At 57.9% G+C, this 25,876-nt stretch carries 22 protein-coding genes, 1 tRNA gene and 2 pseudogenes; 4 read left to right on the top strand and 21 right to left on the bottom strand.

The window, feature by feature from the left end; all coding sequences use genetic code 11:
- The 13 genes and pseudogenes from CIB54_RS21345 to tssB all read right to left on the bottom strand — a co-directional run.
- Positions 1 to 1,186: pseudogene (locus CIB54_RS21345) on the bottom strand (type VI secretion protein VasK); the annotation flags it as partial.
- Between the two features lie 9 nt (positions 1,187 to 1,195).
- A complete protein-coding gene (locus CIB54_RS21340; RefSeq protein WP_101220869.1) occupies positions 1,196 to 2,428 on the bottom strand; it encodes a hypothetical protein in 1,233 nt (410 codons plus the stop codon).
- A gap of 2 nt (positions 2,429 to 2,430) precedes the next feature.
- Entirely contained in the window at positions 2,431 to 2,694 is a 264-nt protein-coding gene (locus CIB54_RS21335) for a PAAR domain-containing protein (RefSeq protein ID WP_101220868.1), read from the bottom strand.
- A 155-nt stretch (positions 2,695 to 2,849) separates the two neighbouring features.
- Positions 2,850 to 3,371 (bottom strand): hypothetical protein, encoded by a 522-nt coding sequence (locus CIB54_RS27405; protein WP_137200531.1) that lies wholly within the window; start codon positions 3,369 to 3,371, stop codon positions 2,850 to 2,852.
- Positions 3,352 to 5,994 carry an N-acetylmuramidase family protein gene (locus tag CIB54_RS21330; protein ID WP_101220867.1) on the bottom strand — a complete coding sequence of 881 codons (2,643 nt, stop codon included), beginning with the start codon at positions 5,992 to 5,994 and terminating at the stop codon, positions 3,352 to 3,354. Before CIB54_RS21330 ends, CIB54_RS27405 begins: the two co-directional genes overlap by 20 nt.
- A 30-nt stretch (positions 5,995 to 6,024) precedes the next feature.
- Positions 6,025 to 8,403 (bottom strand): type VI secretion system Vgr family protein, encoded by a 2,379-nt coding sequence (locus CIB54_RS21325; protein WP_101220866.1) that lies wholly within the window; start codon positions 8,401 to 8,403, stop codon positions 6,025 to 6,027.
- A gap of 2 nt (positions 8,404 to 8,405) precedes the next feature.
- Positions 8,406 to 11,075, bottom strand: coding sequence for a type VI secretion system ATPase TssH (gene tssH, locus CIB54_RS21320; RefSeq protein ID WP_101220865.1), 2,670 nt, complete (start codon positions 11,073 to 11,075; stop codon positions 8,406 to 8,408).
- A 155-nt stretch (positions 11,076 to 11,230) separates the two neighbouring features.
- On the bottom strand, positions 11,231 to 11,722 hold the full coding sequence (locus CIB54_RS21315; protein WP_065952232.1) for an Hcp family type VI secretion system effector: 492 nt from the start codon (positions 11,720 to 11,722) through the stop codon (positions 11,231 to 11,233).
- Positions 11,723 to 11,745: 23 nt separating this feature from the next.
- Positions 11,746 to 13,464, bottom strand: a complete 1,719-nt coding sequence (locus tag CIB54_RS21310) for an OmpA family protein (RefSeq protein WP_101220864.1) — start codon at positions 13,462 to 13,464, stop codon at positions 11,746 to 11,748.
- Between the two features lie 7 nt (positions 13,465 to 13,471).
- Positions 13,472 to 14,155 carry a type VI secretion system protein TssL, short form gene (tssL, locus tag CIB54_RS21305; RefSeq protein ID WP_101220863.1) on the bottom strand — a complete coding sequence of 228 codons (684 nt, stop codon included), beginning with the start codon at positions 14,153 to 14,155 and terminating at the stop codon, positions 13,472 to 13,474.
- Complete coding sequence (gene tssK / locus CIB54_RS21300; protein WP_101220862.1) at positions 14,152 to 15,507, bottom strand: type VI secretion system baseplate subunit TssK; 1,356 nt, start codon at positions 15,505 to 15,507, stop codon at positions 14,152 to 14,154. Before tssK ends, tssL begins: the two co-directional genes overlap by 4 nt.
- A 23-nt stretch (positions 15,508 to 15,530) precedes the next feature.
- On the bottom strand, positions 15,531 to 17,069 hold the full coding sequence (gene tssC / locus CIB54_RS21295; RefSeq protein WP_101220861.1) for a type VI secretion system contractile sheath large subunit: 1,539 nt from the start codon (positions 17,067 to 17,069) through the stop codon (positions 15,531 to 15,533).
- A gap of 33 nt (positions 17,070 to 17,102) precedes the next feature.
- The gene (gene tssB / locus CIB54_RS21290; protein ID WP_101220860.1) at positions 17,103 to 17,606 is read right to left on the bottom strand and encodes a type VI secretion system contractile sheath small subunit; all 504 of its coding nucleotides are present in this window, start codon (positions 17,604 to 17,606) and stop codon (positions 17,103 to 17,105) included.
- A 575-nt stretch (positions 17,607 to 18,181) separates the two neighbouring features.
- Here tssB and CIB54_RS21285 point away from each other — a divergent pair.
- Positions 18,182 to 18,481 (top strand): hypothetical protein, encoded by a 300-nt coding sequence (locus CIB54_RS21285; RefSeq protein WP_232790586.1) that lies wholly within the window; start codon positions 18,182 to 18,184, stop codon positions 18,479 to 18,481.
- A 64-nt stretch (positions 18,482 to 18,545) separates the two neighbouring features.
- Here CIB54_RS21285 and CIB54_RS21280 read toward each other — a convergent pair whose 3' ends face one another.
- Positions 18,546 to 19,040 carry a DUF2165 family protein gene (locus CIB54_RS21280; protein ID WP_101220859.1) on the bottom strand — a complete coding sequence of 165 codons (495 nt, stop codon included), beginning with the start codon at positions 19,038 to 19,040 and terminating at the stop codon, positions 18,546 to 18,548.
- Positions 19,041 to 19,469: 429 nt separating this feature from the next.
- Here CIB54_RS21280 and CIB54_RS21275 point away from each other — a divergent pair, with 429 nt between their 5' ends.
- Both CIB54_RS21275 and CIB54_RS27400 read left to right on the top strand, forming a co-directional pair.
- Positions 19,470 to 19,661 carry a hypothetical protein gene (locus CIB54_RS21275; protein ID WP_101220858.1) on the top strand — a complete coding sequence of 64 codons (192 nt, stop codon included), beginning with the start codon at positions 19,470 to 19,472 and terminating at the stop codon, positions 19,659 to 19,661.
- 232 nt (positions 19,662 to 19,893) lie between these two features.
- Entirely contained in the window at positions 19,894 to 20,043 is a 150-nt protein-coding gene (locus tag CIB54_RS27400; RefSeq protein WP_157829749.1) for a hypothetical protein, read from the top strand.
- 230 nt (positions 20,044 to 20,273) lie between these two features.
- Here the strand turns inward: CIB54_RS27400 and CIB54_RS27860 are convergent, their stop codons facing one another.
- The 6 genes from CIB54_RS27860 to CIB54_RS21240 form a co-directional block, all read right to left on the bottom strand.
- Positions 20,274 to 20,570: a hypothetical protein gene (locus tag CIB54_RS27860; protein WP_162515430.1), complete on the bottom strand. Its 297-nt coding sequence runs from the start codon at positions 20,568 to 20,570 to the stop codon at positions 20,274 to 20,276.
- Between the two features lie 407 nt (positions 20,571 to 20,977).
- Positions 20,978 to 21,053 (bottom strand) — tRNA-Gly (locus CIB54_RS21260).
- A 60-nt stretch (positions 21,054 to 21,113) separates the two neighbouring features.
- Positions 21,114 to 21,674 (bottom strand): CDP-diacylglycerol--glycerol-3-phosphate 3-phosphatidyltransferase, encoded by a 561-nt coding sequence (pgsA, locus tag CIB54_RS21255; protein WP_034119069.1) that lies wholly within the window; start codon positions 21,672 to 21,674, stop codon positions 21,114 to 21,116.
- A gap of 32 nt (positions 21,675 to 21,706) precedes the next feature.
- Entirely contained in the window at positions 21,707 to 23,530 is a 1,824-nt protein-coding gene (uvrC, locus tag CIB54_RS21250; RefSeq protein ID WP_065952242.1) for an excinuclease ABC subunit UvrC, read from the bottom strand.
- A 1-nt stretch (position 23,531) separates the two neighbouring features.
- A complete protein-coding gene (gene uvrY, locus CIB54_RS21245) occupies positions 23,532 to 24,173 on the bottom strand; it encodes a response regulator transcription factor GacA (RefSeq protein WP_017530522.1) in 642 nt (213 codons plus the stop codon).
- 154 nt (positions 24,174 to 24,327) lie between these two features.
- Positions 24,328 to 24,693, bottom strand: a complete 366-nt coding sequence (locus CIB54_RS21240) for a helix-turn-helix domain-containing protein (RefSeq protein WP_101220855.1) — start codon at positions 24,691 to 24,693, stop codon at positions 24,328 to 24,330.
- 120 nt (positions 24,694 to 24,813) lie between these two features.
- Between CIB54_RS21240 and CIB54_RS27710 the strand changes: the two are divergent.
- Positions 24,814 to 25,052, top strand: a pseudogene (locus CIB54_RS27710) (DNA-binding protein).
- Here the strand turns inward: CIB54_RS27710 and CIB54_RS21230 are convergent.
- Complete coding sequence (locus CIB54_RS21230) at positions 25,049 to 25,480, bottom strand: GNAT family N-acetyltransferase (protein ID WP_101220854.1); 432 nt, start codon at positions 25,478 to 25,480, stop codon at positions 25,049 to 25,051. The pseudogene CIB54_RS27710 and the gene CIB54_RS21230 overlap by 4 nt on opposite strands.
- Positions 25,481 to 25,876 lie beyond the last annotated feature (396 nt).

Raw genomic sequence — 25,876 nt, 5'->3', positions numbered from 1 at the left:
GTTGCAGGGCCGCAAGTGAGGTGTGTATCTGGGCGATCTGCGCGCGGTTGCTGACGAAAGACAGCAACAGTCCAGCTCCCCACAGCACGGCCAATCCCAATGCCAGCGCATAGGTGATGCGGGGTGCGCCCCAACCCAATCGACGGCCACTGGCCGCTTTATCGTTGAGAACGCCTTGCCAGGCCGTATTCACCGGCCAAAAGTGTTCAAGCGTGCTCTCAACAGGCACCACCGGCAGACTGAACCATAGGCCGCGCAAGGGTACACCACGGGAAAACTCGCCCAATAGCGGCGTCAATACCTGGCGCCAACGGGCAATGCCGTCGGCCTGTAAATCGCGGGACAATCGCAGGAGGAAGTCGTGGGTCATGGCATCGTGCATTTGCGCCAAGCCCGCGCGGCGCAAGGGGTCGAGTAAACTGTCCAGGCTGTTTTCTAGAATCAGGGGGGTGACACGTGATGGCAGCAGGCAGCCCACAGGCTGGCTATCGCGATCGTTCTGAGACCATGCACTGCCGCCCACCTGCCACAGGTGCAACGGCAACTGCCAACGCAACGCACGGGCCAGGGTTTGCAAGCGACGGGCACCGGTGCTCATGGCGGCGGCATCGGTGCATTGGTCTTTGCTCAATGCCCAGACCACCCCATTGAGCGCACGCCTGCGGCACAGGCCACGCCACTGCAAGAGCAACGCTTCTTGCGGTTCGCCTTGGAGGCTGCCGGCCCACAGCAGCACGGTGCTCTGCCCTTCCAGCCAACGCTGCTCGCTCAACCCCGGGGCAATCGCCTCGATCTGCTCAGGTTCACCGACCACCAACAAGAGGCGAACTTTGCGCCGCCAGAAGACACCATAGCGTTCTCGAAGATAAGCACCATTGGGAACGGCACTTTGCGCAACCTGAGCAACGTGAGGTTTAGGACGGGCCGCTTGGGGGAAATCCTTCGCGTCTTGCTTACGATAGGCCGAACGCCCCAGTTCGCGGCCCAGCAAATGGTAACCCAGTAGAAACAGCACCACGATCAACGTGGTCGCAGCGATCGCCAGCAGCCAAAAGGTCTGGCGTTCGCTACCAGGCTGAATACCCAGCCAGTCCGGGTAGCGCCACACCACCACTCCCAGCAGCGTGCCGGCCAACAACAGCGTGCCAGCCAGAACCCAGAAGCCTACAAAGCGTCGAAACTGCATTCGAGATCCCTATTTCGAAAGCGGCAGCACAGGCGTCATCGCTGTGCTCCAGAGCCCTGCATCAGTGCAGCCGCTCCCGCTGAAAATAAACTGCGGCCCAGCGCCGCCCTGCATGGTGTGTGTTGCAGCGGCAATGGCCAGCCACGGTGCGGCTTTGCCTGAGTGCCCCAGTGATATATCCAAGTTCTGGATTCCTTGGTCACGCGTCACCGACATGGGCACCTCACCCAGTACGTTGTTGATCGCCGCGTGACGTTGCGCCTCTATTCCTGCCCGCCAGACATGCCGCACTGAAGTCGCATCCACCGGCCCCCAGTTCAAAGCTTGCGTCACGGCGTAGTGCAACGCTTCAATCGATGATTGCTGTTCAAGCTCCGGGCGATGCAGAACAGCCACGGGAGGCAAAGTCGTTTGCGTCAAACGGTTGCCAAGCAGCAACCCCACAACCACCTCCCCTGTTGCCTCGGGCTGCGTCGGTGCGAAGTGCACTGCAATCACCAGCAGCAGTGCCTGATCGTCGCTACGCTCATCGAGCCACTGGTCCAGCGCGGGCAAACCACACCCCTCCAAGGCGACGAGCGTTTGACGGATACCCGACTTACGCAAAGCCTGTTGCCATACACGGTCCCATGCGCGATCCAGCAAGCCGGTCTCGACCTCCAGCAATATTGCCAGCGGCGTTTCATCAGGCAACTGCTTCAATGACGGCGCCAGTTCGATAAACAACTGCCCCAACGTGCGCAACAATGCGGGCTCGGGGTCTTCATTTACATCGCCAGTCAAACGGCTATGACGTAGCGTTACGCTGTCCCGCCGGGCGGGTTGCGCCTTTAGGGCTTTGGTCCCCCCAAGCAACGCAACCAGTTGTGCTGTGGAGCTTTCGTCCGGATTGCGCAAGGCGGTATGCAGACTTACGCTCAATACCTCCAGAGCGCGTCGCCCTTGATGGACTCTCTGCATCAAATCGTGCTCACGGGCCTCATCCCAACCATCCGCCGCGTGTTGCTGGCCGAGATACAGCAGCACCCTTGCGAAACTCAGCACACACCAGCCCAGAAACGGGATGCCTAGGGCGAAACCCCAAAACATGAGCGGCTGCTGGCTTGCCGGTGCAGTACTGAACAGCAACGCCCCCCCTCCCCCCAACAACAAGAAGAGCACCAGCAGGCCAAGCCACCGCCAAATACGAGGACGGGCCGGCCGTGTCGCCAGGGCTGGTACCTGGTTCATCCTGACCGGCATGATTAGCTGGCACCTGCAACAGGCAGCGATGAAATCAACGTACAACCACAGGCACAGGCGTGCCCTTCAAAGGCAATCGGGATGCCGTTGTCACGAAAGACCGGGTGGCCCTCGGAGATTTCAGTACGACCATGGCCTGGGATCGGGCAGTACACCGGGTCGCCTTCGCGGGCGACTCCGATACAGCCGAACTTCATGGTGGTGGAACCGGAGAGGACTTCGCCTTCGCTGGTTGTTTTGTCGCCTATGCGGATGATGCCTTTCATGCCATACACCTCTTTTAAAAGACCAACAAAATAAGTAACTTATCACGCAATTTTTAGACTCAATAAACCCACAAAATTAAAAAACAAACTCCCACTTAACGTCACCCTTTCCCACGAACTTATACACCCCCACGCTTAAATACCGAATCGATTTGTTACACACACCCCAAAGCATCGTCAACATCACACTCCAAGTGGGGAATCACTTCCTCAAGATCGTCTACATATATCTTTTCACATGACACTTGTACAGCCGAACCTTTAGATGTATCAGAAACCACTACTCCTGCACTTCTCGCCACCCCTCCAACATCTTCACCATCGTAGTTACTATAAAGACCATACACATAAGAGCCGATGTAGAATTTAATTACTTTGTAATCAACCTGATAGCGAACAAAGTGGTTCGACTTGAAAGCATCAAAAGCAAAGCCCGCTTCAGGAAAAACAAGCTCTATATTTTTTTCTCGACCAAAGCGGTACTGAACTCCAGCCAACGCCCCATCAATATAGCTTGGGCAAAGGGCCAGATCTCTTCCCCCACCAACTTTACACTGGAATAATGCGACCCCTTCATCACAAATTTTTTCCGGCATTGCCCATATTGGGCCAGTCCAGAGCACTGCATAAAAACAGACCAAGACCTTAACAAATAAATTACAAACCTTTAAGCGCATTATAGTTATCCCTCATCTTCCGATCATACCCTTTTTGACCTGGGCCATTATATTTAAGAGCAAACTTTAACCAATCTTTTTTTACAATCGCCGAAGACAGAATTGCATCGAACTTTATAAAACTTACGAACGCTTTTAAATGATTTTTCTCAGAACGATTAAGGTCTCGTACAAAGTCTTCAACAGAGGAATATCCAGCGTTTGAAAAATATCTCCCCATAATTTGAAAACGCCCCCATGACGCGGATTTCAAAGCCTCACTAGCACTCAACTGATAGGCCCTAACCATTTTTCCGTATTGTGCTGAGTGAAGGCCATAACCACCACTTACAGGGGATGATATATCCGGATCCGAATCATCAAACCGACCACCCGTTAACTGATGAAAGTAATGCCGCTCAAACAATATAGTTGCAACCTTATCGTCCTCCGCCTTCGTAAAATAACTACCTAAAGAGCCTGTCTCTGTAATTGCGACTGCCTTTATTGCCTCGACTTCACAACCAAGCGTAGCTGCCGCCAAAGCAAAATCACTTTCTTCAATCACTGAGCCGTCATACAAGTCCAAGAACCTCAGCTCTGTTTTTACGCCATTTATAAAAATTTCCGGATGCTTCTTTACGTTACTAAACCACCCCGCCAACCCCACTGGGTGAAAGTGATGGACCTTCCCATCAGTCGGCAAACCGACCTTGTCGGCTACGGCATCCCACCAACTTAGCTGTATAATACGCTCCTTCTCCGCCAACCAATTAATATGCGGAGTCGAGCCGCCATGACCAAACATTTCATCTAGCTCATCCCATTTTTTCGGTTTGTAGCACCACTCGCTTTCGCAACAGATAATTAACTGCGAGATCGACTGGGCGTGGGCAGGCACTCGAATTGCCGCTTGGATTTCCTCAGCGGTAATTTTGTTATCTCGATCACGATCGATAATTTCATACAAACGCTTCTTTATTGGCCCTCCATCCCCTGCATCGGCTAATGGACCATAGCGTTGGAGTTGTTGATCTGTGAAACGTTTAAGTGATCTAAGGAACGACGCCATAAACTCAGGAGCAGCTGTATAGTCCGTAATGACTTTGTAGCCTTCCCACGCCCACGGACTGACCCATGGGGTAACGCCCACTTCCTCGCGCACCCAGCCATCCAATAGCGTGTTGTTGGCATCGTTGAGAAGCTGATGAAGGCGATACCAGTTGCAAGCCTTGCGCCCTTCCGCCGCAGGCACCGTAATTTTTTCTGCGGCAGGCAAACTATCAAGCAAACTTTTGGGGACCAGTAGATCGGCACCGATTATTGCGTCAGCCGCACTGAAGGTGGGCAGTCGTTTGGCGTTGAAATGATCTTGATGGGCCACGACGGCAGTGCCCTTGACGAGCTTCAGCCAAGTTTTGCTCGTGGTGGGCAGATTCAGCTCCCACTCGCGGCACTTCTTTATGAATTTCTCCACATCATCGTCGCTGAACACCTCTAGGTGCAGCTTCTTTTCCGAACGGTCGGCGGCGTAGTCCTGGTAATCCCCAATGTGACCTATCAACTCTCCAGCCTTGATAGGAATAGGCTCATCAATCACAGATATATCATCAAGCTTCAGCGGTTTGCGCACACGATGCAGCGATTTAAAATGGATATATTGGTTGACGCGCTCCAGCTTGCGAAAATCGCCCTCTCCGCTGACTACTACTTGCGATCCAATTGGAAGTTTCAGGCCAATTATTTTACTGCGCGCACTTGCTTCGACATAGACGCCAAGATCTTTCTCAACACGATATTCACCATTCCCAATAGCCTTCAAGTGATCAGCACGAACGTAACCAAGTAGTGATCCTTGTGCATTTGGATCTTGCAGGTAACGTGGTCCTGGAGTGCTCTCAAGCTTGCGGTATTCACCGTCACCACTGATCGTGATTTCCGCCCCTCGCGGCAGCAATTCAAACACTTTGCCTTGACGGGGTAGATTCCGCACGTTCAGTCCGCGCTGTTCAGAGGATGCGGGATATTTATCCTCTGCTGTGTCAGGAACTAAGTAAACCTCACTTTCTGGCCAGAAAGCTGGCCGGGCAATGGCTGAAGCCTTTTGGTAGTACGTCCAATTTTGCAAGTGCATATACAGGCTGTAGAAGAACAAGCGGGGAGGAATTTCCGATTGACCTTCAATTTTCGGTGCCTCCAGAACATGACGCACCAACACGAAGTTACGCGAGAAGGTTTTCTTTACCGCCAGTTTGTTGACTTGATAGGTCGTCATCGGTGCGTGGCTGTCGACTCGGTAAGCCACCACCTCACCATCGGCGATACAGTGCACACTGGCCTTATCTAAATTGCTCGACGTGCCGCTGTCAAAATGCACTCCGCCATGCCAAAGGCCGCCTACTCCCAGCGGATATGAACCCGCTGCGGCACTAGCTAACTGGGTCAATTGCAACAACGGGTTGTTTTTATCCTTGAGCGGATGCCCCCAATTTTTGATCGGTGACAGTCCCTTTACCTGGATCACATCATGGTTGCTGATCGGTTTTCCATCGGGAGTAGGATAGAAAGGCTCCTGCGAGTTCGTCGTTTGCGAGTCACTTGGGCTAAATATATTGGCAAGCCGTTTGAAAACACCATCAGCCATGGTGCGCTCCCTCCTGGTCACGAAAAGATGTCATCCCGAGAAAACCGTCGAACTCAAAGAGTCAGCGTCATACTCAGTCACCGGGGGAAGTTGTGGCATCTGCGCTACTTGTTTGGCAGCCCCCACCACGTACTCGTAGCTCGCTGACTTGACGATGTAGTCGCCTTCAGTGCCCGACTCGATGCTGAACGGATCCAAGGTGATGTAGCTGCCGCCGGCATTGAGGATGATTTTCTTCTTGGCCGTAATGCGGATCTCGTCCTCTGTGCTGCTGATCTCCAGCCCATGGCGTGCCATCAACTCCAGTTTGTCGTTCTGCGCCTGGATGCTTACCGGCCCTTGGTTAGCGATCAGCTTGATGCCCAACTTGCGTACGAACACGCTCAGCCCCTGCCCCACGCCCATGAACAGGCGCTTGACCACACTGATATCGGCCTGGCCGCCAGCGTTGAGCATCAGGTTGTGCTCAGCGGCCAGTTGCAGATGCCGGCCGCTGGTCAATGCAATGCCCTGTGGGGCGCTCAGCAGCAGTACCGCCGACTTGAGCTGTTCCAGGTCTTTCTGCAGCAGGTTGAGTTGCGCCTGCACATCCGCCGGATCAGCCTGGCTGGCTTCGGCATCCACGGAGAGGGCCTGCAGCTGCTCGCCGGCCTGCTGCAACCGACCCACGGCGGCGGTCATCTCCAGCATCGGCCCCTGCGCGCGGCGCTGGGCGTCGGCACTGATAAACAGGCCTTTGCCGCCACGAATCGCGGCATGCCCATCGGTGCGCAGTTCCGCACCCTCTCCGCGCGGTTGGCGCTCGGCATCCACCAGATGGCCAAGGTTGAGCTGACTCTTGCCACTGTGCTCTGTACTGAGTTTGATGTGCTCCTGCCCGCGGGTATCATCCATGCGCAGTTTATTGTTGGCCGGGGTGCGCAGTACGTTGCGCCTGTCGTTGCGCAGGGTCACGTGGTCCACATGCTGGCTGTCGTGCAAGGCATGGGCGATGTAGGGCCGGTCCGGGTCGCCCTGTTCGAAGGCCACGGCCACTTCGGTGCCGGCAATCAGCGGTAAATGCAGGCCGTGGGTGTCGCCGGCGTAGGGTCGGGCCAGGCGTAGCCAGACGCTTTCTTCACCGGCCTTCCAGCTGTCGCGATCGAACAGGAAATTCACCCGATAGCGCCCTTCCAGGTCGATATGGGCGTAGGGGTCGTTGGCCTGTGGGCTGGTGACGCGGGCCGGGACGGTGCCGGCGATCTGCGGCTTGGGTGGCACCGTTGGACGGAAGCACACCGTTTCTGAATAGGGTATCGCCTGAAAGGTGGCCTCAAAGCTTTGGTCGCGGGCAGCCTTGGTGGCCAGGCCGGTGATCACTGCGCCCGGCGTATAGGCCTGGGGGGCACCGCCGGAGACCTTGAGCACCTGGCCCGGCGCCAAGGTGGCGCTGCTGCTGGTGCCGCTGAGCTGTGTCTGCCCGTTCAGGTAGCGTTCGTGGCGCAGGCGCGCATAGCAGTAGCCGCTTTCGCTTTGCAGATCCTCGTCTTGATCCAGCCGGTCGCCGAGAGCAGTGTAAGGTTCGGCGTAGTGATAGGCCTCGCCGTAGGTGGTAGCCGCGCCTCGGCTCTGGTCGACTTCACCGCTCAGGTGGGCGCCGGCATCGCGGTGGTGGTAAGCCCGGAAATGCACCTGCTGCTCGACCACGGCGTGGCTCGATTGCAGTTGCCACACCGCATCCTGACCGCTGCTGCCCAGCCCGGATTGCGGGCGAAGCGGCAGCTCGATGTCGAACTGGTAGAGGCGTTGATCATCGCAGAACTCGACCACATCGATGCCCAGGCGCTCGTCGCTGGTGAAGCGGTACCAGATGCCCACCTCGGCGAGCAGCCGGGCGATAAAGTCCAGGTCGCTCTCGCCGTATTGCATGACCTGGTCGCGTTTGGGGTAGTCGCGTTTGACGCTGAACAGAAAGTCCTGGCCTTCCAAACCGTGGCGGCCGCGCAGAATGCTTTCGACGATTTCCGGCACTGATTGGTGCTGGTAGATACGGAACTGCCGGCCACGACCGAGCAGGGCCAAGCGCGGCTGCAAGGTGATCTCATAAGTAGCCTGGTCGTTGGAGCCGGACTGGCGCTTGAAACCGGTGACCACGCCATGCAGGGTGCGCAACGGTTCGACCTGTGGTGCGCCGACACCTACAACCGGCAGTTTTTGCGGCGCGGCGTGCAGGCTGAAACTGGCGTCCTGGCCGAGCAGCGCTTCCGCAGCCAGATCACGTTCGGTGCTGGTGAACTCCACGCGATAGGTGAAGGGTTGGCTCAGGTTTTCTTGGCCTTCAAAGGCCAGGACATCGAGCCGGGCCTCAACGTTGCGCACACTCAGGCTGTGCCGACTGTGGTCGAAGAAATTTTGCAATCCGCTGGACATGCTCACATCTCCAGGGCGACGGGCTGCGCCGTGTCTTGAACATCGGTGAAGTGCAGGCTGATGCCTTCATCGTCGCAGTAGCCGAGGCGCACGCCGTGGGTGCGTCGCTGCGCCGCGCGGCGCTCCAACAGCTGTTGACTGAGTACGGGCAGGATTTGCTCGTTGAGCAGGCTGTCGATATTGCGTGCACCGGAATCGGGCAGCAGGCAGGCGGCAACCAGCGCGTCAGTCAGGGCGTCTTCAATCTGGCACTCCAGGCCGTAATGGCGCTCCAGGCGCTTGGCGACCTGGGCCAGTTTGATCGCCACGATGCGCTTGAGTGCATCGGCTTGCAGTGGGCGATAGATCAGGGTTTGAAAGCGTGCCAGCAACGCAGGTTGGAAGTGTTCACGCAGGATGGGACGCAGCAATTCATGCAGCACGCTGTCCGGTGCATCCGGTTGTTCCTGCACACAGGTTTGCAGCAGGTCACTGCCGAGGTTGGAGGTCATGAGAATGACGGTGTTGCGAAAGTCGATCTCGCGCCCTTCACCATCGCGCATAAAGCCGCGATCAAAGACTTGGTAGAACAGATTCAGTACGTCGCGATGGGCCTTTTCCACCTCGTCGAGCAGCACGACGCTGTAAGGCCGTTGGCGCACGGCTTCAGTGAGCACACCGCCCTGGCCGTAACCGACGTAGCCGGGTGGCGAGCCTTTGAGTTGGCTGACGGTGTGGGCTTCCTGGTACTCGGAAAAGTTGAGGGTGATCAGCGATTTTTCGCCACCGAACAGGCTGTCGGCCAGGGCCAGGGCGGTTTCGGTCTTGCCCACGCCGCTGGTGCCGACCAACAGGAACACGCCCAGCGGCGCCTTGTCATCGGTGAGGCCTGTCTTGGCCGCCCGCAGGCGCTGGGCCATGGCGCTCAGGGCCGCCGCCTGCCCGATGACACGCTCGCCTAGCTGCTGCTCCAGCATCAGCAGATTGGCCTGTTCGTCCTTGAGCAAGCTGCCCAGTGGCACCCCGGTCCAATCGGCAATGACTTCGGCCACGCTACGCGCGTCGACATCCAGCGACAGCAGGGGTTGATTGCCCTGGACATCGCTCAACTGCCGTTGCAATTGCGCGCAGGTTTCCCGCTGCAGCGGCTGCGTTTGACGCGCATCAACCAGTTGCTGGGTCAGGTCAAGTTCTTGCCGATACTGCTGCTCCAGAGCGATGTATTGGCGTTGCAGCTCGGCGTGTTGTGCGGCGATCACCGCCAGGCGCTCATCGGCACCATACCCGCCAAGACGCTGATCCTGTTCCAGGGCTTGGCCCTCCAACTGCAGGGCCACTTGCTGGGCACTCAGGCGGATCAACGCCTGCGGTTCGCAGTCCAGGCTCATACGCACGCGGGCGCTGGCGGTGTCCAGCAGGTCGACGGCTTTGTCCGGCAGTTGGCGACCGGTCAGGTAGCGCCGCGACAGGCTGACCGCAGCCTGCACGGCCGCATCCTGAATGTGCACGCCATGGTGGGCGGCGTAGCGCCCTTTGAGGCCGCGCAACATCAGGCCGGCGTTGGCATCGTCCGGCTCATCGACCTTGACCATCTGGAAGCGCCTTTCCAAGGCCGCGTCGCGCTCGAAATACTGCTTGTACTCGCTCCAGGTGGTCGCAGCGATGGTGCGCAACTCACCTCGGGCCAAGGCGGGCTTGAGCAGGTTGGCTGCGTCGGCACCGCCAGCCTGGTTGCCGGCACCGATCAGGGTGTGGGCTTCGTCAATGAACAACAGCACCGGTTGCTCGGACTGTTGCACGGCGTCGATCACGTTTTTCAGACGTTGTTCAAACTCGCCTTTGACACCTGCGCCCGCTTGCAATAACCCCAGGTCAAGGGTGCGCACACTGACCGATTTGAGACTGTCCGGCACCGTGCCGTGGGCGATGCTCAACGCCAGGCCTTCAACCAATGCCGTTTTGCCAACGCCCGGCTCGCCCACCAGGAGTGGATTATTCTTGCGGCGACGACTGAGAATATCAACGACCTGGCGAATTTCGTCGTCACGGCCGAACACCGGGTCGATCTGCCCTTGCGCTGCCTTGGCAGTGAGGTCATGGGTGAACCTGTCCAGCACCGCCTGCAACGCCTCAACTTTTTTCGTTGCGCTGGGTGGGAGTATGACGGGCTCACCTGAAGACGTTGCGGGGCTGTCCGACGCGGCTGAAGCCTGCACCTCGGGCCGCTCCTCGGACGATTGATCCAACAGCACCAAAAGGCGCTGCAACTGAGCCTCACTGAGGCTGAGCAAAGGCCAGGCGGCTTCACACACCAGCAAGCTGGGTGTCTCCATCAACGCGCTCAGCAGGTGGACAGAGCGCAGGCTGTCGTTGTTGTCGTCCAGCGAGGCCCGCAACCAGGCGTTCTTGATCAATTGCTGCAACGGCTCCGACAGCTGCGGCTTGCTCTGTACGCTTCGTGGCAGACGGTCGATATGCTCCAGCAACCCGTACCACAGCGTCTCCATATTCCACTCGTAACGACGCGCAATCACGGCCAGGTCACCGTCTCCCTGCCCCAGCAACTTGAGCAGCCAGTGTTCAATGGTGATCTGTGCATGCGCACGGTTTTGGCACAGCGAGGCCGCTGCACTCAATGCCTGGGCGCAGTAAGGGTTGAGGCGGCGAAGCAAGCGAGTGGAATTGGGTGCCATACGGTTACATCCTTGTTCGGTGATCTGGGTGTGTCGTCGATAAAACCAGCCAGGGTTCTGCAACTCGATGTGTTTGGCTGAACGCCCGCGAGCGGACGCTCAACCCAGCACACCGGCAGCCAGCAGGCGAAAGCACGCCTGCGGCTCCGTGCTTATCACGCGCTTTGGCGTTCGTTCCACGAATCGGAGTGGATGATGTTGCCGTCCTTGTAGGTCCAGGTGACCTTCTCGTAACGCAACTCGACCTGCTCCAGGTGGTTGTGCTTCTCTTTGGCTGGGTCTTTGACGTCGTGCATTTTCGGCGCGACTTTCACCACCTTGACGTTTTCCAGTTTGGTGATGAAATACTCGACTTCCTCCCCGGCGTCGTCGATGCGATACCACTTGAACTCAGCACTCTTGAGGGTTTGCCCGGTGGTCACCGCCTTGTAAAGGTAAGGGCTGGACGAATCGATTTCCTTGGAAAACAGAAACGGGGTGTGTACGCGCGTCCCGGTCAACTTGCCGGTGTTGTTGTCGGTGGGGATGTACAGGCTGTGGTCCTGGGCAACCACTTCGATGCTGCCTTCGCGCTTTTGCACGTCCACCGAACCTTTGATGCTTGCGCCGCCGTCGTCTTGCAGCCAGAGGTAAACGGGAATTGCCATGTGAAGCTCCTTTTCTTGGAAATTTAACTGTCGCGGGATGCGACAGGGGGTTGCCTGTCCGGCTCCGCGGTAGAGAGCACACACGCCCCTGCCTCCGGTACCAGACGGATATCTACGCGGCGATTGGCTGCACGCCCCGCTTCGGTGTCGTTACTGGCGACCGGCTGGCTGGCGCCGAAGCCCTGCACCGCAAAACAGCTGTCGGGCATGCCGCCCATCCGCTGCATCCAGGCATGCACGGCGGCGGCGCGGGCGTGAGATAGCCGAAGGTTGTTATGCGAGTCGCCGGTAGCGTCGGTATGCCCGGCGATCACGATCAGCCAGCCTGGCTGCGCCTTGATGCCGACCAGCGCATTGATCAGGACTTTGGTCGAATCCGGCTTGAGCTGGGCACTGCCGGTCGCGAATAGCGACAGGCTGTCCAGCCGTACGGGGTTGGCAATTTGCGTGGGCGGTGTGGCCGACGGCGGCTCAACATGCGCGGCCAGCACTGCCAGCAGCGGCGCGCGCAGGCGTTCGCCGCGGTACAGGCCCAGGCCGAATGCCAGGGGGACGCCGTGCCGGTAGTAGGCGTCCAGGCGCTGGGCGTCCTGGCGAAGAACGGTCACGGCGTCGTCACGCCAAAGAAACTCGCGCTGGCTACGTTGAGTCGGCTGAGGGACGGCCGCGTAACGCCGCAGGTCGTCACTGACCTGGCGTACCAACAAGGTGTTCTGCCACGCTGAGCTTGCGAGTGCCACGGCACCGGCAAGGGCGAATAGCCACAGTGCCGCGACGCTTGCCCGCTGCACAGGAGCGCGCAGCGGGCCGAGCGGGAGCAGGTTGAGTAGAGGATCCGGGAAAGGCAAAACCGCATCCTTCGATGCCGATCGGCTGTCAGCCAGCGCTACTCTGCTGCGCAACCATTGCTGCCACAGATTGCCCTCCACGGCGCTGGGCAAAGCCGGTACCAGCCTGACCGCACAAACCGACGCCACCCCTGGAGCACGGCGAGTGGCAAGGTACGGCAGCACCGCGTCGTGCAACCAGGCAACGACATTGTTCAGTTGTACACCTGCGTGCATCCGCGCCGACTGTACGGACGAGTCTGCGGTGTGCTGCTGCCACTCATCCAAGCTGACACACGCACCCGCATCCCGCACAAGAACGTCAGACTGGCCATTGACCCAACTGAACCAAGGATCCTCGCCCTGCAAGGTTTGCACGTAGCTCACCAGCAATAACGGCAGGGCAATGCCGCGTTTACGTACCAGGGTCAATTGGTGGCTGAGGGCCCGCACCTGGCCGGCGAGTACAGCACCATCACTATGCGCACCGGGGTTAACGGTGAACATAACACTGAGTTGCGCGCGCCAGCTTGGACGTAGCGCCAAGAGTCCATCGGTGACGGCTACCAGTTGTTCCAGACTGGGAACACGGATATAGCAACCTTGTTCGGTTACGCGCAGGGCCATCTGTTCGGCGGGAGCCCCGCTGAACAGTCCATCCAGGCCATCACCGCAGACCAGCACGACAGGATGACGAAATGCTGCCGCAGGCAGGACCCTGTTATCGGCCAATGAAACCAATCCACGGTATTGAAGTGCACGATGCCCCAACAGCATCCAAGCCCACACAACGAAACCCACGGTAATCATCACACCCGACGCCCGCGCCCACATGCCGAGTGGAATAATGGCCAGCAACACGAAGGTCAGAGCGCCCGCCCACAGGCAAAGAACTCGATGCAGGTTCACGGTCATCTCGCCTTCACCCCTGATCCGGCAAGAGCGAGGCAACAGCGTCGCTCAGCAGATGATCCAATCCCCACCAAATGGCCGTAAGTGTCATCCCCACGGCCACTACATGGACCAGAGGTGAGCGCAGCCAAGCCAGGCCTGCGATCAGCTCACTGCCGTTCGCCTGCGTCATCAGGCTTTGACTGACCCGAAGTGGCGTAATCCGTGCACTGAGGTCAACCAGTAACTGTTCCCGCTCTGGATCACTCAGATCACGGTAGCGCCCACGAAACCCCAACATGAGTACGCGTTGAAAGGCCGTCAGCACATGCCGATCGGGCGCAGGCTCGCGCAAGACGTCGCGCATGTCTTCATACAGAAACTCGCCCGCCTGATTGCGATTGAAAAACTTGGTCTGCAACGGTTCGCTGGCCCAAAAGGCGTGCGCGTCATCTTTGGCGCAAGTGAGTACGGTTTCATCGAGCAACGCGCACTGCGCATGGCTGATGTGATCGATGCTGCGCTGGCTCAGGCCCGCCACTTTCAACTGCTGCCGAACGTGTTCAACCTGCTTAACACACAGCTGAGACAGGTCCTGGCTGCGCGGCACGGAGGCGCCCTGGCGCAACTCAACCACCAGCAGGTAGCTGTCCTGCAACAGCGCATCAATATCCACGGCCATTGCGGTACGTTCCTTGGAGGCAGTCAGGTTCATGAGCGCAGCACCGCAAACAGTTCAAGCTTCACATCGGCCAAGGTGCTTGGCACATAGAACGCGCATACCCCTTCGTCCAGCACCGCCTGCCCTTTGGAATGATCGAGGTCCAGCGCGAAATACTGGTTTTCCAGACGCAACGGAATCGCAGCCGGCACATGGCTGAGGGATTGCAGTGGAACGCCGTCGAGTGCGGCGTTGACCAGGTAATTGACCTCGTCGGGCGTGCCGATCTTGCACAGGCGTGGAAACTGGTCCTGCAACTGCGCGGCGGGCAATCGGCAACGCACCGACAGATAGAAATCAGCACCCTCACGCTCGCGCAGGCGAGGGTCGTTCAATGTGACCTGCCAACGATTGGCACCATGCTCTTCCAGTTCCAAGGCAAGCACCCGCGACGGCAGGCTGGCTTCCAGCAGCAGCGAAATGGTGTGCATCAGTGGTGGGAACACCGCCTCCAAAGACTCGTGCCGGTAGGCTGGAATCTTGTCGAGATCGTGCTCCAATGAGAACGTGAGCAGACTGCCGGCCAGCTTTATCAGCTGCTGATAGACCTGCTCGGGGGGTCGTGCGGGAAACGCCTGAAGGTCCGCCAAGACAGGCTGGTAGGTATTCAAGGCATTGAGCAACCAGAACAGCGACACATCGGCCACGGCAAAATCGGCCATACGTTGATTGCTTTCGCGGCGCATGCCCATCAGCCGTTGCCGCTTGGCCGACAGTTGCGTCAACAGGTTGTCCAACTGGTTCAACAACCCGGCATGGGCAGCGAAGCTCAGCAGCGGCGGCACATAGGCCGGGTCGAGGCTCCAGGCGCCCTGCCCGTCACGCACCAGTCGCGCGATCGGGCAGGTCATGTAATCGGCATTGTCATCGCGCTGCAGACGCAGGCTCAGTGCATGTTCCATCACACCGATTGTCTGAACTTCATCCGCATAGGTGTCTTGTACCTCGCGCCACGACTGGCGAAAGCGCAGCGGTCGATCAACTCTGCCGCCCTCAAACAGGCAGTTGTTGCCATTGGCCTGCTCCAGCGGCAAGGCCAAGTGCAACAACGCGTGCTGATCGTCGTCAGCCAGTAGCTGTGCCAGCTCCAAGGCCGGAGGCAGGTGGTCTGCCTGCTCAGTGTCGATCCAGGTGCCATCCGGCATTCGCGCACGCAGTTGGGTCGCCTTGAGCTTACCCAGCCGCAAAGCCTGCGGGTCAAACTCAACGACCTGGACCCCCCAAGGATGAACCAAGGTCAGACGGGAGAGCTGCTCGTTGGCCCAAGCCTCCCAGCGCGCCTGCTGCTGGAATTGCTGCGGGCACAGCAGCGCCCCGGCAGCCCATAGAGGGCGATCGATCTTCATGGCATCGTTTCCCTACGACTGAGTCAGGCTTTGGCCTTGGGCATCTGCGAAACCAACGACAGGTTCACGTCCATACCCTCGACCTGGAAGTGCGGCACGGCGTACAACTTGACTCGGAAGAATCCCGGGTTGTCCTCGATATCTTCCACTGTGACCTTCGCATCCCGTAGAGGGTGTGAGGCCTGCAAGTCATCGCCGGGGTCAGTCATCTCTGTTACCAGCCCACCGATCCATTTGTTCAGTTCAAGCTCCAGCAAACGACGGTCCTTGGTCGTGCCGATATTTTCGCGCTGGATCAATTTCAGATAATGGGCGATGCGTGAGAGCAGGAAAATGTAGGGCAGGCGGGCGTTGATTCGACTGTTGGCCGTGGCGTCGGCCGTATCGTAAAGCGCAGGCTTTTGCGCAGAGTTGGCCGAGAAGAAGCACGCATAGTCACGATTCTTGTAGTACGAAAGCGGAATAAAACCGAGATTGGCAAATTCAAACTCACGCGTTTCCGGGATCATCACTTCAGAAGGGATCTTGACCTGGCTGCCGGTGCCCAAGTCGTACAAGTGGATTGGCAACTCAGTGACGGCACCGCCGGACTGTGGCCCACGAATCTGTACGCACCAGCCATTGCTGATGAAACTTTTGACCATGTTGGCGGCAAACGCAAACGACGCATTGGTCCACAGGTACTTGTCGTGATCCGGCCCCTTGACGCTTTCAATGTAATTGAAACTGCGCACGGGAGCGGTATCAGGCCCATAGGGCAGTCGCCCCAGAACGCGCGGCATGGTCAGCCCGATGTAACGTGCATCATCGCTGTCGCGGAAAGCCTTCCACTTGATGTATTCGGCACGGTCAAAGTAGTTGCCGATGTCCTTGATCGCGGCGACCTCTTCCATCGACGCCTTGCCAAAGAAGGCCGGGCCCACGGAACCCACGAACGGCATATGCGCGGCAGCGGCGACCTTTGAGATGTTACGCAGCAGGGAAATGTCCTGCGGGCTGCGGTCAAATTCGTAGCTGGAAATGGCCGCGGCAATCGGCTCGCCACCCGGAGTATCGTATTCCTGAGTATAGGTATGCAGATACAAGCCACTCTGGGCGACTTCCGGGGCATCCTCGAAATCCTGCACCAAGTGATCCTTGCTGACGTCCAATAGCTCTATACGAACATTTTGACGGAAATCCGTTTGATCAATCAGCGATTTAACGCCGCGCCAAGTTGACTCGACGCGCTGAAAGTCCGGGTGATGCATGACGGCATCAAGTTGCCGACTGATTTGCATGTCCAACGAAGCGATATGCACATCCAGTAGAACCTTATCCAAACGTTCGACTTTTTGTGAAGATTGCTTGAGCAACTGTAAGAATACACTGACGGCGGCCGTTACTCGCTCATCGACCGACACCTCAGACAGCGCCTCGGAGCGCTGAAAAACTTCAATACCCCCCAACGTGGTGACGGGGCTCAAGTTGATTTTATTAAACAGATCACCATAAACGCCAGCAGACGCTTCAGACAATACTGTGGCGCCGCGCGATTGCACGCTAGAGTTCTCTACGGACATAATTTAACTTCCCTTTAAAACAACCGATATGAATTAACGTTCGTCTTTGGGTGCCAAAGCAGCCAACTCAACGCGCAGCTCCTCGCTGAGTGCGTCATCCTTGAGGATCCGCTCCAGCTCATGACGAAAAGTCACGTTGTCCAATAGGTTCGACTTAAGATCACGCAACAGGTTACGCATGGCCAGCAAGGCGCGCAGCTGTGGGATCTGACGGGCCACCTGCTCGGGTTCGAAGTCCTTTATGCTCTGAAACTTCAGCTCGACAGAGGTGTCGGACGCGTCATCAGCCAACGTATTATCAACGGCGAACTTGAGACTAGGTGAGAACTCGCCCAAGACGCTGTCAAAGTTATTTTTATTGATGTCTATCTTGCCTCGCTCAGAGAGCGGGCGCTGCTCCTTGCCATTGCTGTAGTCGCCCATCACCATCAGCTTGAGCGGTAATTCAACTTTCTTCTGAGCACCACCGGTATGCAGATCAAGTTTGATATTAACTCGTGCCTTGGGCACCTCATTCTGAAAACTGTTTGTAGCCATAACCCCTTCCTCCAGACACTTTTTCAACAGCTGATGCTGGTGCGAAAACTTAGACTGGAACCCATACCTTTAGCTGGCGAGCACGAGCGCCACCAACTGCAGCACATAATTCCCTTTCAGAGGTCATAAGCGCTTACAAGTGTTGCGCCTAGTTCCTTCATTTCAAGAATGAAGTATTTCAAGGATTTATTACTAGCCCCCACATAGCCGAAGAGAACTTTCGACAGAAAAACAAGGCAAATTCCTACATACCTTCTTGTCGCACCAAGCTTAAGCGAGGTCAAAAACAGCACTGTCCTCCCCATTTGAAGGTAATGAGCACTAGCTGCGCACTCGGAAGGCACGGCCCCTAACGATCCGGAACGATTCCTCAATCTGCGCGCTGTAGCCGATTTCTGTCATCCCCACGAACACTCTGCCGTGGGTTCCATCTCGATTCTTTCCGAGTGATTGTGGGGCCAACCACAGGCTCCTAGACTCGGCCGCCGTAGGGCAAATCTCTGTTCCCTCATGATTCTTTATAGGCGGCACGTCGCACACCACCCTGTCGCCGCCACTCGCAAGGAGCCACACCCGTGACCAGAACCTCAACCGCCCTTTTACTGCTTGCAATGACCAGCCTGCTGGCAGGCTGCGCCACGAATCCCAACGTTCTGCAGATACACAAAGTCACCGCCGAAACGATCGGCCTGGCCTCCACGGATGAACTGACCATGGGTCCGGTAACCAAGGGCAAGGAAGACTTCCTGGGCGGCGCTGAACTGACATTCAAAGCCACGACGGCGAAGGGACGCGTATTCAACTGCTCGACATTCATGACGCCGGGCATCCTGCTTGAGCCACCAACGTATTCGCGACTGACGTGTACGAAGTAAGCCCGCCATCCGGTGCGGGCAATGCGCGCACCGGCTATCCGCACCGATACAGGCATGAAGGGTTTCAATCGCAATCCGCATCCGGCTGGTTGAGAAACACCAGCACGCCCAAAATGGCTGCATAGAATTTGAATGCTGCGTTCTGACCATTCCACTCCTGGGATTGCCACATCAAAAACCACTCGCCGCCAATCACCATAAAGCCGAAGAACCACACCAACAGGCCCGTGGTTAGGCCCGCAACGGCGAAGGCCTTGGCATGGTTGAATTGCTGAGCGCAGTTGCGCCGGACGCGCCACAACATCAGCCCGCCAACAGCCAGCAACAGGGCCGTCAGCGCCTCGCCTGCAATGATCGCCCAATAGGCACCGTGCCATAACCACGGGGCGTTGATCGCGCGCGACATGGCAGCGTTGCCAGGGAAGGTGGTGTCCATGCTCAGTACGTGCCGGACGAAGTTGAAATTTGAGGCGTAGTCCGTGAGGTTATTGAACGCTGCCAGCGCGGCGAAGACCGCCAACATCGCGACCAGGACCAACTTTGCATAACGCGTGACCATGCTGATTCCCTGAAAATGCCTGAGACGCTCAGCACGTTACACCTGCATCGGCCCGCAGCATCCGCCAGGTGTCTATTGATGATGTAGGAATCCGCTGAATCGACTGTGGACGAAATAGGTGGGGAGCGAGAGACAGCTCAAGGCAGGCGATGCCTTTGTCAGCGTGCTCGATGTTTTGACAAGCCCACTCCCTCCCACCGGCAACCTGATGATTGATGCCAGTTGGCAGATTCTTCACTCAATCGTGCCTCTATTCAGTCGCTCTTGAAGGATCGCTCCTACACCTTTGCCAAGCACTTCCGACGGCCCCTTCTGAAAAACCCAATAGTCACGAAAAATGACGAGCCCATTTCCCCGATAAACGTTATGTATTTAGCTGTTATGGGCAAGCCGCCCATGCCTCCATTCACCTCATGAAGGGCTAGGATCATGCTAAATACTTCGTTTATTTCCTCACTGCGTAGCGCCGTCGGCACATCCCTGCGCGCCCGCCAACTCAACCGAGAGGAAGAGCGCCTGATCCGCTACTACCGTTTATTGTCGGAGCAGGATCGTGAAGCGGTGCGCTGTCTGATGTTTGCGGTCAAGGAAGCCAGCCGGTCCGAATACCCCAAGCAGTAGTAGGTGACCTATGTGACCGCGATCTCGTCGCTGAAACAGTTTGCCCTGCTAGAGCACGAAGCCCCATCGCCGTGGAGGATCCGCGTATCCCCATGCCCACCTTCGTCCTCCTCAAGCCACGATTCCCTTCGGCGGCCTGACGTTCTCCCGCTGCACAGACGGGCTGATCCGACAGGATCTGCTCGACTCGCTGCCCTACGTGCGCCGGCACATCTGCGGCGATTGGGGCAATGTGCGCTCAGAGCATCGACGCAACAACGAAGCGGCTTTGGAACTCGGCGGCTACCTGCTGTCGTACTGCGCCATCAGTGAGGACTTTACCCTCTGTATCTCCACTGAAGCGGACCGGAACCTTACTGCGGTGTTCCTGCTGGATGAGTAACGACCACCGGCCATAAACCGGCGTGTGCCTGAAGCGGCTTGACGGACCTCCACTACCAAGCATTCGACCACACTGCCCGCATGTTCGCTGGCGTCGTCGGCAACGTCCCAGACGGTCAAAGCCTTCAAGACCGCGGTGCGTCAACCGCGCATTGGCCGCGTCATACCTTCATCCCAGGGGCGCCTACCCTTGCGGTTGGGGAGCCCCGCTGTTGCAAGGAGACCACCCTGTCATTGTTCTTCAAAGGCAGCGATCTGAAGCCGGCGCTGGCAGAGACTATCGCCAATCAATGTCCCATCATTCTGGTCAAGGACCCAGGCGTCTACTGGCTCGCCGAGCGGGGCGATCTTGCCCTCGGCCAATAATGCGCGCAGATGCACGCTGAAATATTCCGCGCTGACGGCCCGAAGCGTCATCGATCGCCGCCCTGTAGTCGCTTCATTTCCTTGCTGATTGGCCATCCCACATCTGGATGGCTTCAGGATGCGCATCGGGTCCGATTCATGTCTGGTGGCGGTGTGGTTCAACGACAACTCTTCCAGGCGCTGTGCTGGGGATATCACCGAGCGCACGATGCAAAAGCACTCCGCAGCTGCACGCGGTCACATGGCTGGATTGACGTGGGGTTCCTGGTGATGGGTGCGGCTTACTTTATTTGCGGTGTAATACCGACGTTATTTACCCGTAGGCCGGGCATGCCGAATGGTGAATTCGGAGATAGGCAGGGTGGGCTGCGCACCCGATGCTCGTCTGGCGACCCGAGAGGATCCAGCAACAATACGAATTTGAGTCTTTCCGGAAAAAGTACTCAAAAAGGTACTCAAACGTAGCGGATCTCTTTGGAGTCCAGTGGTTATGCGCAGAAACGAAAAAAGACGCCTAAGCGTCTATTTCGTGGATCACAGGGTCGAGTGGACATCTGCGGATCAAATTTTGGAGCGGGAAACGAGACTCGAACTCGCGACCCCGACCTTGGCAAGGTCGTGCTCTACCAACTGAGCTATTCCCGCTTGGTGATGCGCATTCTATAGAATCCTCGGCAGCCGTCAACCCCTTGATTCAAAAAAGTTTTATTTCTTTTCAACGGTGGTGCGCAGGTGAGGCCAGGCGGCGCGCAGGTATTGGAGCATGGACCAGAGTGTCAGGCCCGCAGCGATGAGCAGCAAGGCGTAGCCGGTCAGGACCCAGAACGAGAAATCCGACGGGTTGGCCAGCAGTATGACCAGCGCAAGCATTTGCGCAGCGGTTTTCCATTTGCCCATGTTGGAGACGGCGACATGGGCGCGGGCGCCGATTTCGGCCATCCATTCGCGCAGGGCCGAGACGACGATTTCGCGGCCGATGATGACGGCGGCCGGCAGGGTCAGCCACAGGTTGCCGTGCTCCTGCACCAACAACACCAGGGCCACGGCGACCATGAGTTTGTCGGCCACAGGGTCGAGGAACGCGCCGAAGGGCGTGCTCTGTTCCAGGCGGCGGGCCAGGTAGCCGTCGAGCCAGTCGGTGGCGGCTGCAAAGGCGAATACCGAACTGGACGCGACGTAGCTCCATTCATAGGGCAAATAGAACAACAAAATGAAGATCGGGATAAGCAGGACGCGTAGAACGGTGATCAGATTAGGGATATTCATCGGCACAACTGGCTACGAGGTGAGAAGGCATTCTATTCGCTGTGCAGATTGGCATAAATCAATTCAGCGAGCTTTTTACTGATACCGGGTGCTTTGGCTATTTCGTCAATGCTGGCACGGGAGAGCTCCTGCAAGCCACCAAAATGTTTAAGCAAGTCGCGACGGCGCGTCGGGCCGACCCCCGCAACGCCTTCCAGGGTTGAGGTTCGGCGGGTTTTGCCGCGACGCGCCCGGTGACCGGTAATCGCGAAGCGGTGGGCTTCATCGCGGATCTGTTGAATCAGGTGCAGTGCCGGGGAGTCGCCCTTCAAGGTGAACTCATGGGCGGCATCATTCAAGTACAACGTCTCGAAACCGGCCTTGCGCGTGGCGCCCTTGGCCACGCCAAGCAGGATCAGGTCGGGCACGGCCAGTTCGTTGAGGACGTCGCGGGCCATGGATAACTGGCCCTTGCCACCGTCCACCAAGAGGATATCGGGCAACTTGCCCTCCCCGTCCTTCAACTTGCTGAAGCGCCGCGTGAGCGCCTGATGCATGGCGGCATAGTCATCGCCGGCGGTGACGCCTTCGATGTTGTAGCGCCGGTAGTCAGCCTTGATCGGGCCTTCAGGGCCGAACACCACGCAAGAGGCCACGGTGGCCTCACCGCTGGAGTGGCTGATGTCGTAACACTCCAGGCGCTGCGGTGGCTCGTCCAGGTTGAGCACCTCGGCCAGGGATTCGAAGCGTGCGGCAACGTGCTGTCGATTGGCCAGGCGTGCGCCCAGGGCCTGTTCGGCGTTGGTCACGGCCAGTTGCTGCCAACGGGCCCGGGTGCCGCGAACGCGGTGGCTGATGTCCAGCTCGCGACCGCGCAGTTCGTGGATCGCCTCGATCAGGGTGGGGAAATCTTCGTGGACCACGTTGACGATAAGCTCCGACGGCAGGTCGCGCTCGGGACTGCTCACATAGTATTGGCCGAGGAATGCCGCCATGACCTCGGAGACGTCTTCGTCGATCCCGGTCTGCGGGAAAAAATTCTTGCTGCCCAGCACTCGGCCGCCACGCACGCTGATCAAGTGCACACAGGCACCTCCCGGGTTCACGAACGCCGCGATCACGTCGACGTCGCCGGTGCCGCCTTCCATGCTTTGCTGGTCCTGGACGCGGCGCAGCAAGGAGATCTGATCGCGCAGCTCGGCGGCCTTCTCGAAATCCAGGGTACTGGCGGCCAGCTCCATGGCCCCGGACAGCTCATCGGTGAGCGCGTTACTGCGCCCTTCGAGGAACATCACCGAGTGACGCACGTCCTCGGCGTACTCGGCAGGCTCAACCAGCCCCACGCAGGGCGCCTTGCAGCGCTTGATCTGGTACTGCAGGCATGGCCGTGTACGGTTTTTGTAAAAGCTGTCCTCGCATTGGCGCACAAAAAACGTCTTCTGCAGCAGGCTCAGGCTCTCACGAATGGCACCCGCGCTGGGGTAAGGCCCGAAATACTTGCCCTTCTGCTTCTTCGCGCCACGGTGAATGCTCAGCCGCGGGAAGTCGCCGTCCGATAAAAACACGTAGGGATAGGATTTATCGTCACGCAGCAGGATGTTATACGGAGGCCGCCATTCCTTGATCAACGTCTGTTCAAGCAGCAGCGCTTCGGTTTCATTGGCGGTGATGGTGGTTTCGACCTGGGCGATGCGCGCGACCAGGGCGGCGGTTTTCGGCGCGAGACCGGTCTTGCGAAAGTAACTCGCCAGACGGTTTTTCAGGTTCTTGGCCTTGCCCACGTACAGCAGGCGCGCCTCGCTGTCGAACATGCGGTACACGCCAGGGCGGCCACTGCAGGTCGAGAGGAAGGCACTTGGATCAAACGGTGTGGTCATGTCAGGCGCTGGCGTCCACCATGCCGTGACGCACCGCGAGCAGGGTCAATTCAACATCACTGCTGATGGCGAGTTTCTCGAAGATGCGATAGCGGTAGGTGTTAACGGTCTTGGGCGACAAGCACAGTTTGTCGGAAATCGACTGCACCTTCTGGCAACCGACGATCATCAAGGCAATCTGAATTTCCCGCTCCGATAGCGCGTCGAACGGCGAATCGCTGGTGGGCTGGAAGGACTTGATCGCCAACTGCTGGGCAATCTGCGGGCTGATGTAGCGCTGCCCGGCAAATACCAGGCGAATGGCTTGCACCATCTCTGCAAGGCCGGCGCCTTTGGTGAGGTAACCGGCCGCCCCCGCCTGCAAGAGGCGTGTAGGGAACGGGTCTTCCTCGCACACGGTCACCACCACAACCTTGATATCCGGATGGCTGCGCAATAATTTGGTCGTGGCGCCAAGACCGCCGATACCCGGCATCTTGACGTCCATCAGCACCACATCGGGTTTCAACTCCCGGGCCTTGATCAGAGACTCCTCGCCCGACTCGGCCTGGCCGACTACTTGCAGGCCATCGATGTCAGCCAGCATTCGTGTAATGCCTGTACGAACGAGATCATGGTCATCGACTACTAGCACCCTAATCAAGCAGACACCTCGCGATATGGTCTTTATAGGTTGCTGAACACCTTAGCAAAAAACCGGGTCGCAGACCTAGCCGCTGGCATCATATATATATGGAGCTTGACCGCTCGGCACGCGCCCACTGGCGGTGGGACGGCCGTATTTGCTGGTTGAAAGGTCAGGAATCCTGCGGATGCGGCTTGATTTTTCCATTCCGGGAAAGGGAATACTCGGCCAAGGTCGACGTCAGGCGGCGGATTGCATCCTGATCCTCCTTGAACATCGCCCGGTAATCAATCAGGACTTTTTCTTCAAGCTGGCTCAGGTTTTCCAGCTGAATCGGTGTGGCAGTCCCGGTCAACACGTACAGGATATCCACGCCTCTCTGTGCCACACGAGACAAGTAGTCAGCCTTGGGCGCACGCCCACCACTCTCGCATTTACCCTGTGCGTTGGCTTCAACCCCTCCGATTTCACCAAAAAATTTTTGCGACAGGCCCAGTCGCTCTCTCTCTTGCCTTAAACGCGAACCGATTCCACTCATTTGGACGTATGATCCTGTTTGGCACACCTCAAGAGGTGACACACTCATCTCTTCGCCAGGCAAACTTGAACGATTTGAACTATGCCCGGAATCCATACTGCTGCACAAGCCAAGGCCTGACTGGAACATCCAGGAAAGTCAGTTGAGGGGCCGCCCGTGAACACGGCGTCGATCCGGCAACCACCGATCAAGTGCTCGCTGGGCGCAAAAAGGGATGGCGTGGGTAGACCGGCAAGGTAGCGATCCTTTTGGGCATGAAAGAGGCAATCATCCTTGCTGAGGCTGATGGCCAGCACACCGATCAGGAAGTCGGCTGCTGGACCAGTATGCGCTTATCAGGCTCCAGCGCAGGCTTTTAGCTTGAGCGACAGACGCGCTCCATTCGCCAGAAGCTGTCTTCTTCACCGACAACGCTGAATCCCATGCGCTCATAAAGCTTTTTGGCCGGATTGGTCTTGAATACGGTCAAACGCAACAGCCCCGGCGTGCGGGCCTTCAAAGCCATCTGTTGCAGCACCCAGCTACCGGCGCCGAGCCCACGGTGCTGCTCGAGCATATGCAATTCGCGGATATAGAGCGCGTTGCTGTCACAGCTCAGGCTGATGAACCCCAGCACCCGGTCATCCTGGCAAATGATCCAGTTTTCCCGACCGGCCCAGGCCGTGTCGAAGCCATCGTTGGACCACAGCAACTGGTTTTGCTCGTAATAGCGGTTCATCGCCTGGTGAGTCAGGTTTCGTGCAAAGGGCAGGTCCCGGTCCGTAGCAGCGCGCAGGTGGAAGGTCATTTACAGCGCCACCGCAGCGCAGTCGAGGTCAAGGTAGTCATGGTCGGGTTCCGGCAATCAGTGTTGGATGTCGTCAGCATATCGACACTTGCCCCATAGCCGTAAGTCCCGCTGCGCGATAGAAATTACTGATTGAATCCGCCCGCCCAGCTCTAGTAAGCTGCCCGACATCATTTGGAGACCTACCATGTTGCCACTCACCCACACCCAGGTTTGCCCTGCCGCCAGCGCCTCGCGCTCGGTGTCGGCTACCCGTGTGAACGGTTCGAGTGCACTGGTCAGCTTTTATTTTGGGTATTGGTTTAGCCACTGGCGCGCCTGATACCTGAAATCGGCGCCCACTACTCAAGGGGTCGCCTGCCAGAGAAATCTAACCCCCGGTCGGCTCCCCGACCG

The organism is Pseudomonas fluorescens (assembly GCF_002837185.1).
In the GTDB taxonomy this organism is placed as follows: domain Bacteria; phylum Pseudomonadota; class Gammaproteobacteria; order Pseudomonadales; family Pseudomonadaceae; genus Aquipseudomonas; species Aquipseudomonas fluorescens_AM.
This window is presented reverse-complemented; position numbering and strand designations above follow the sequence as displayed.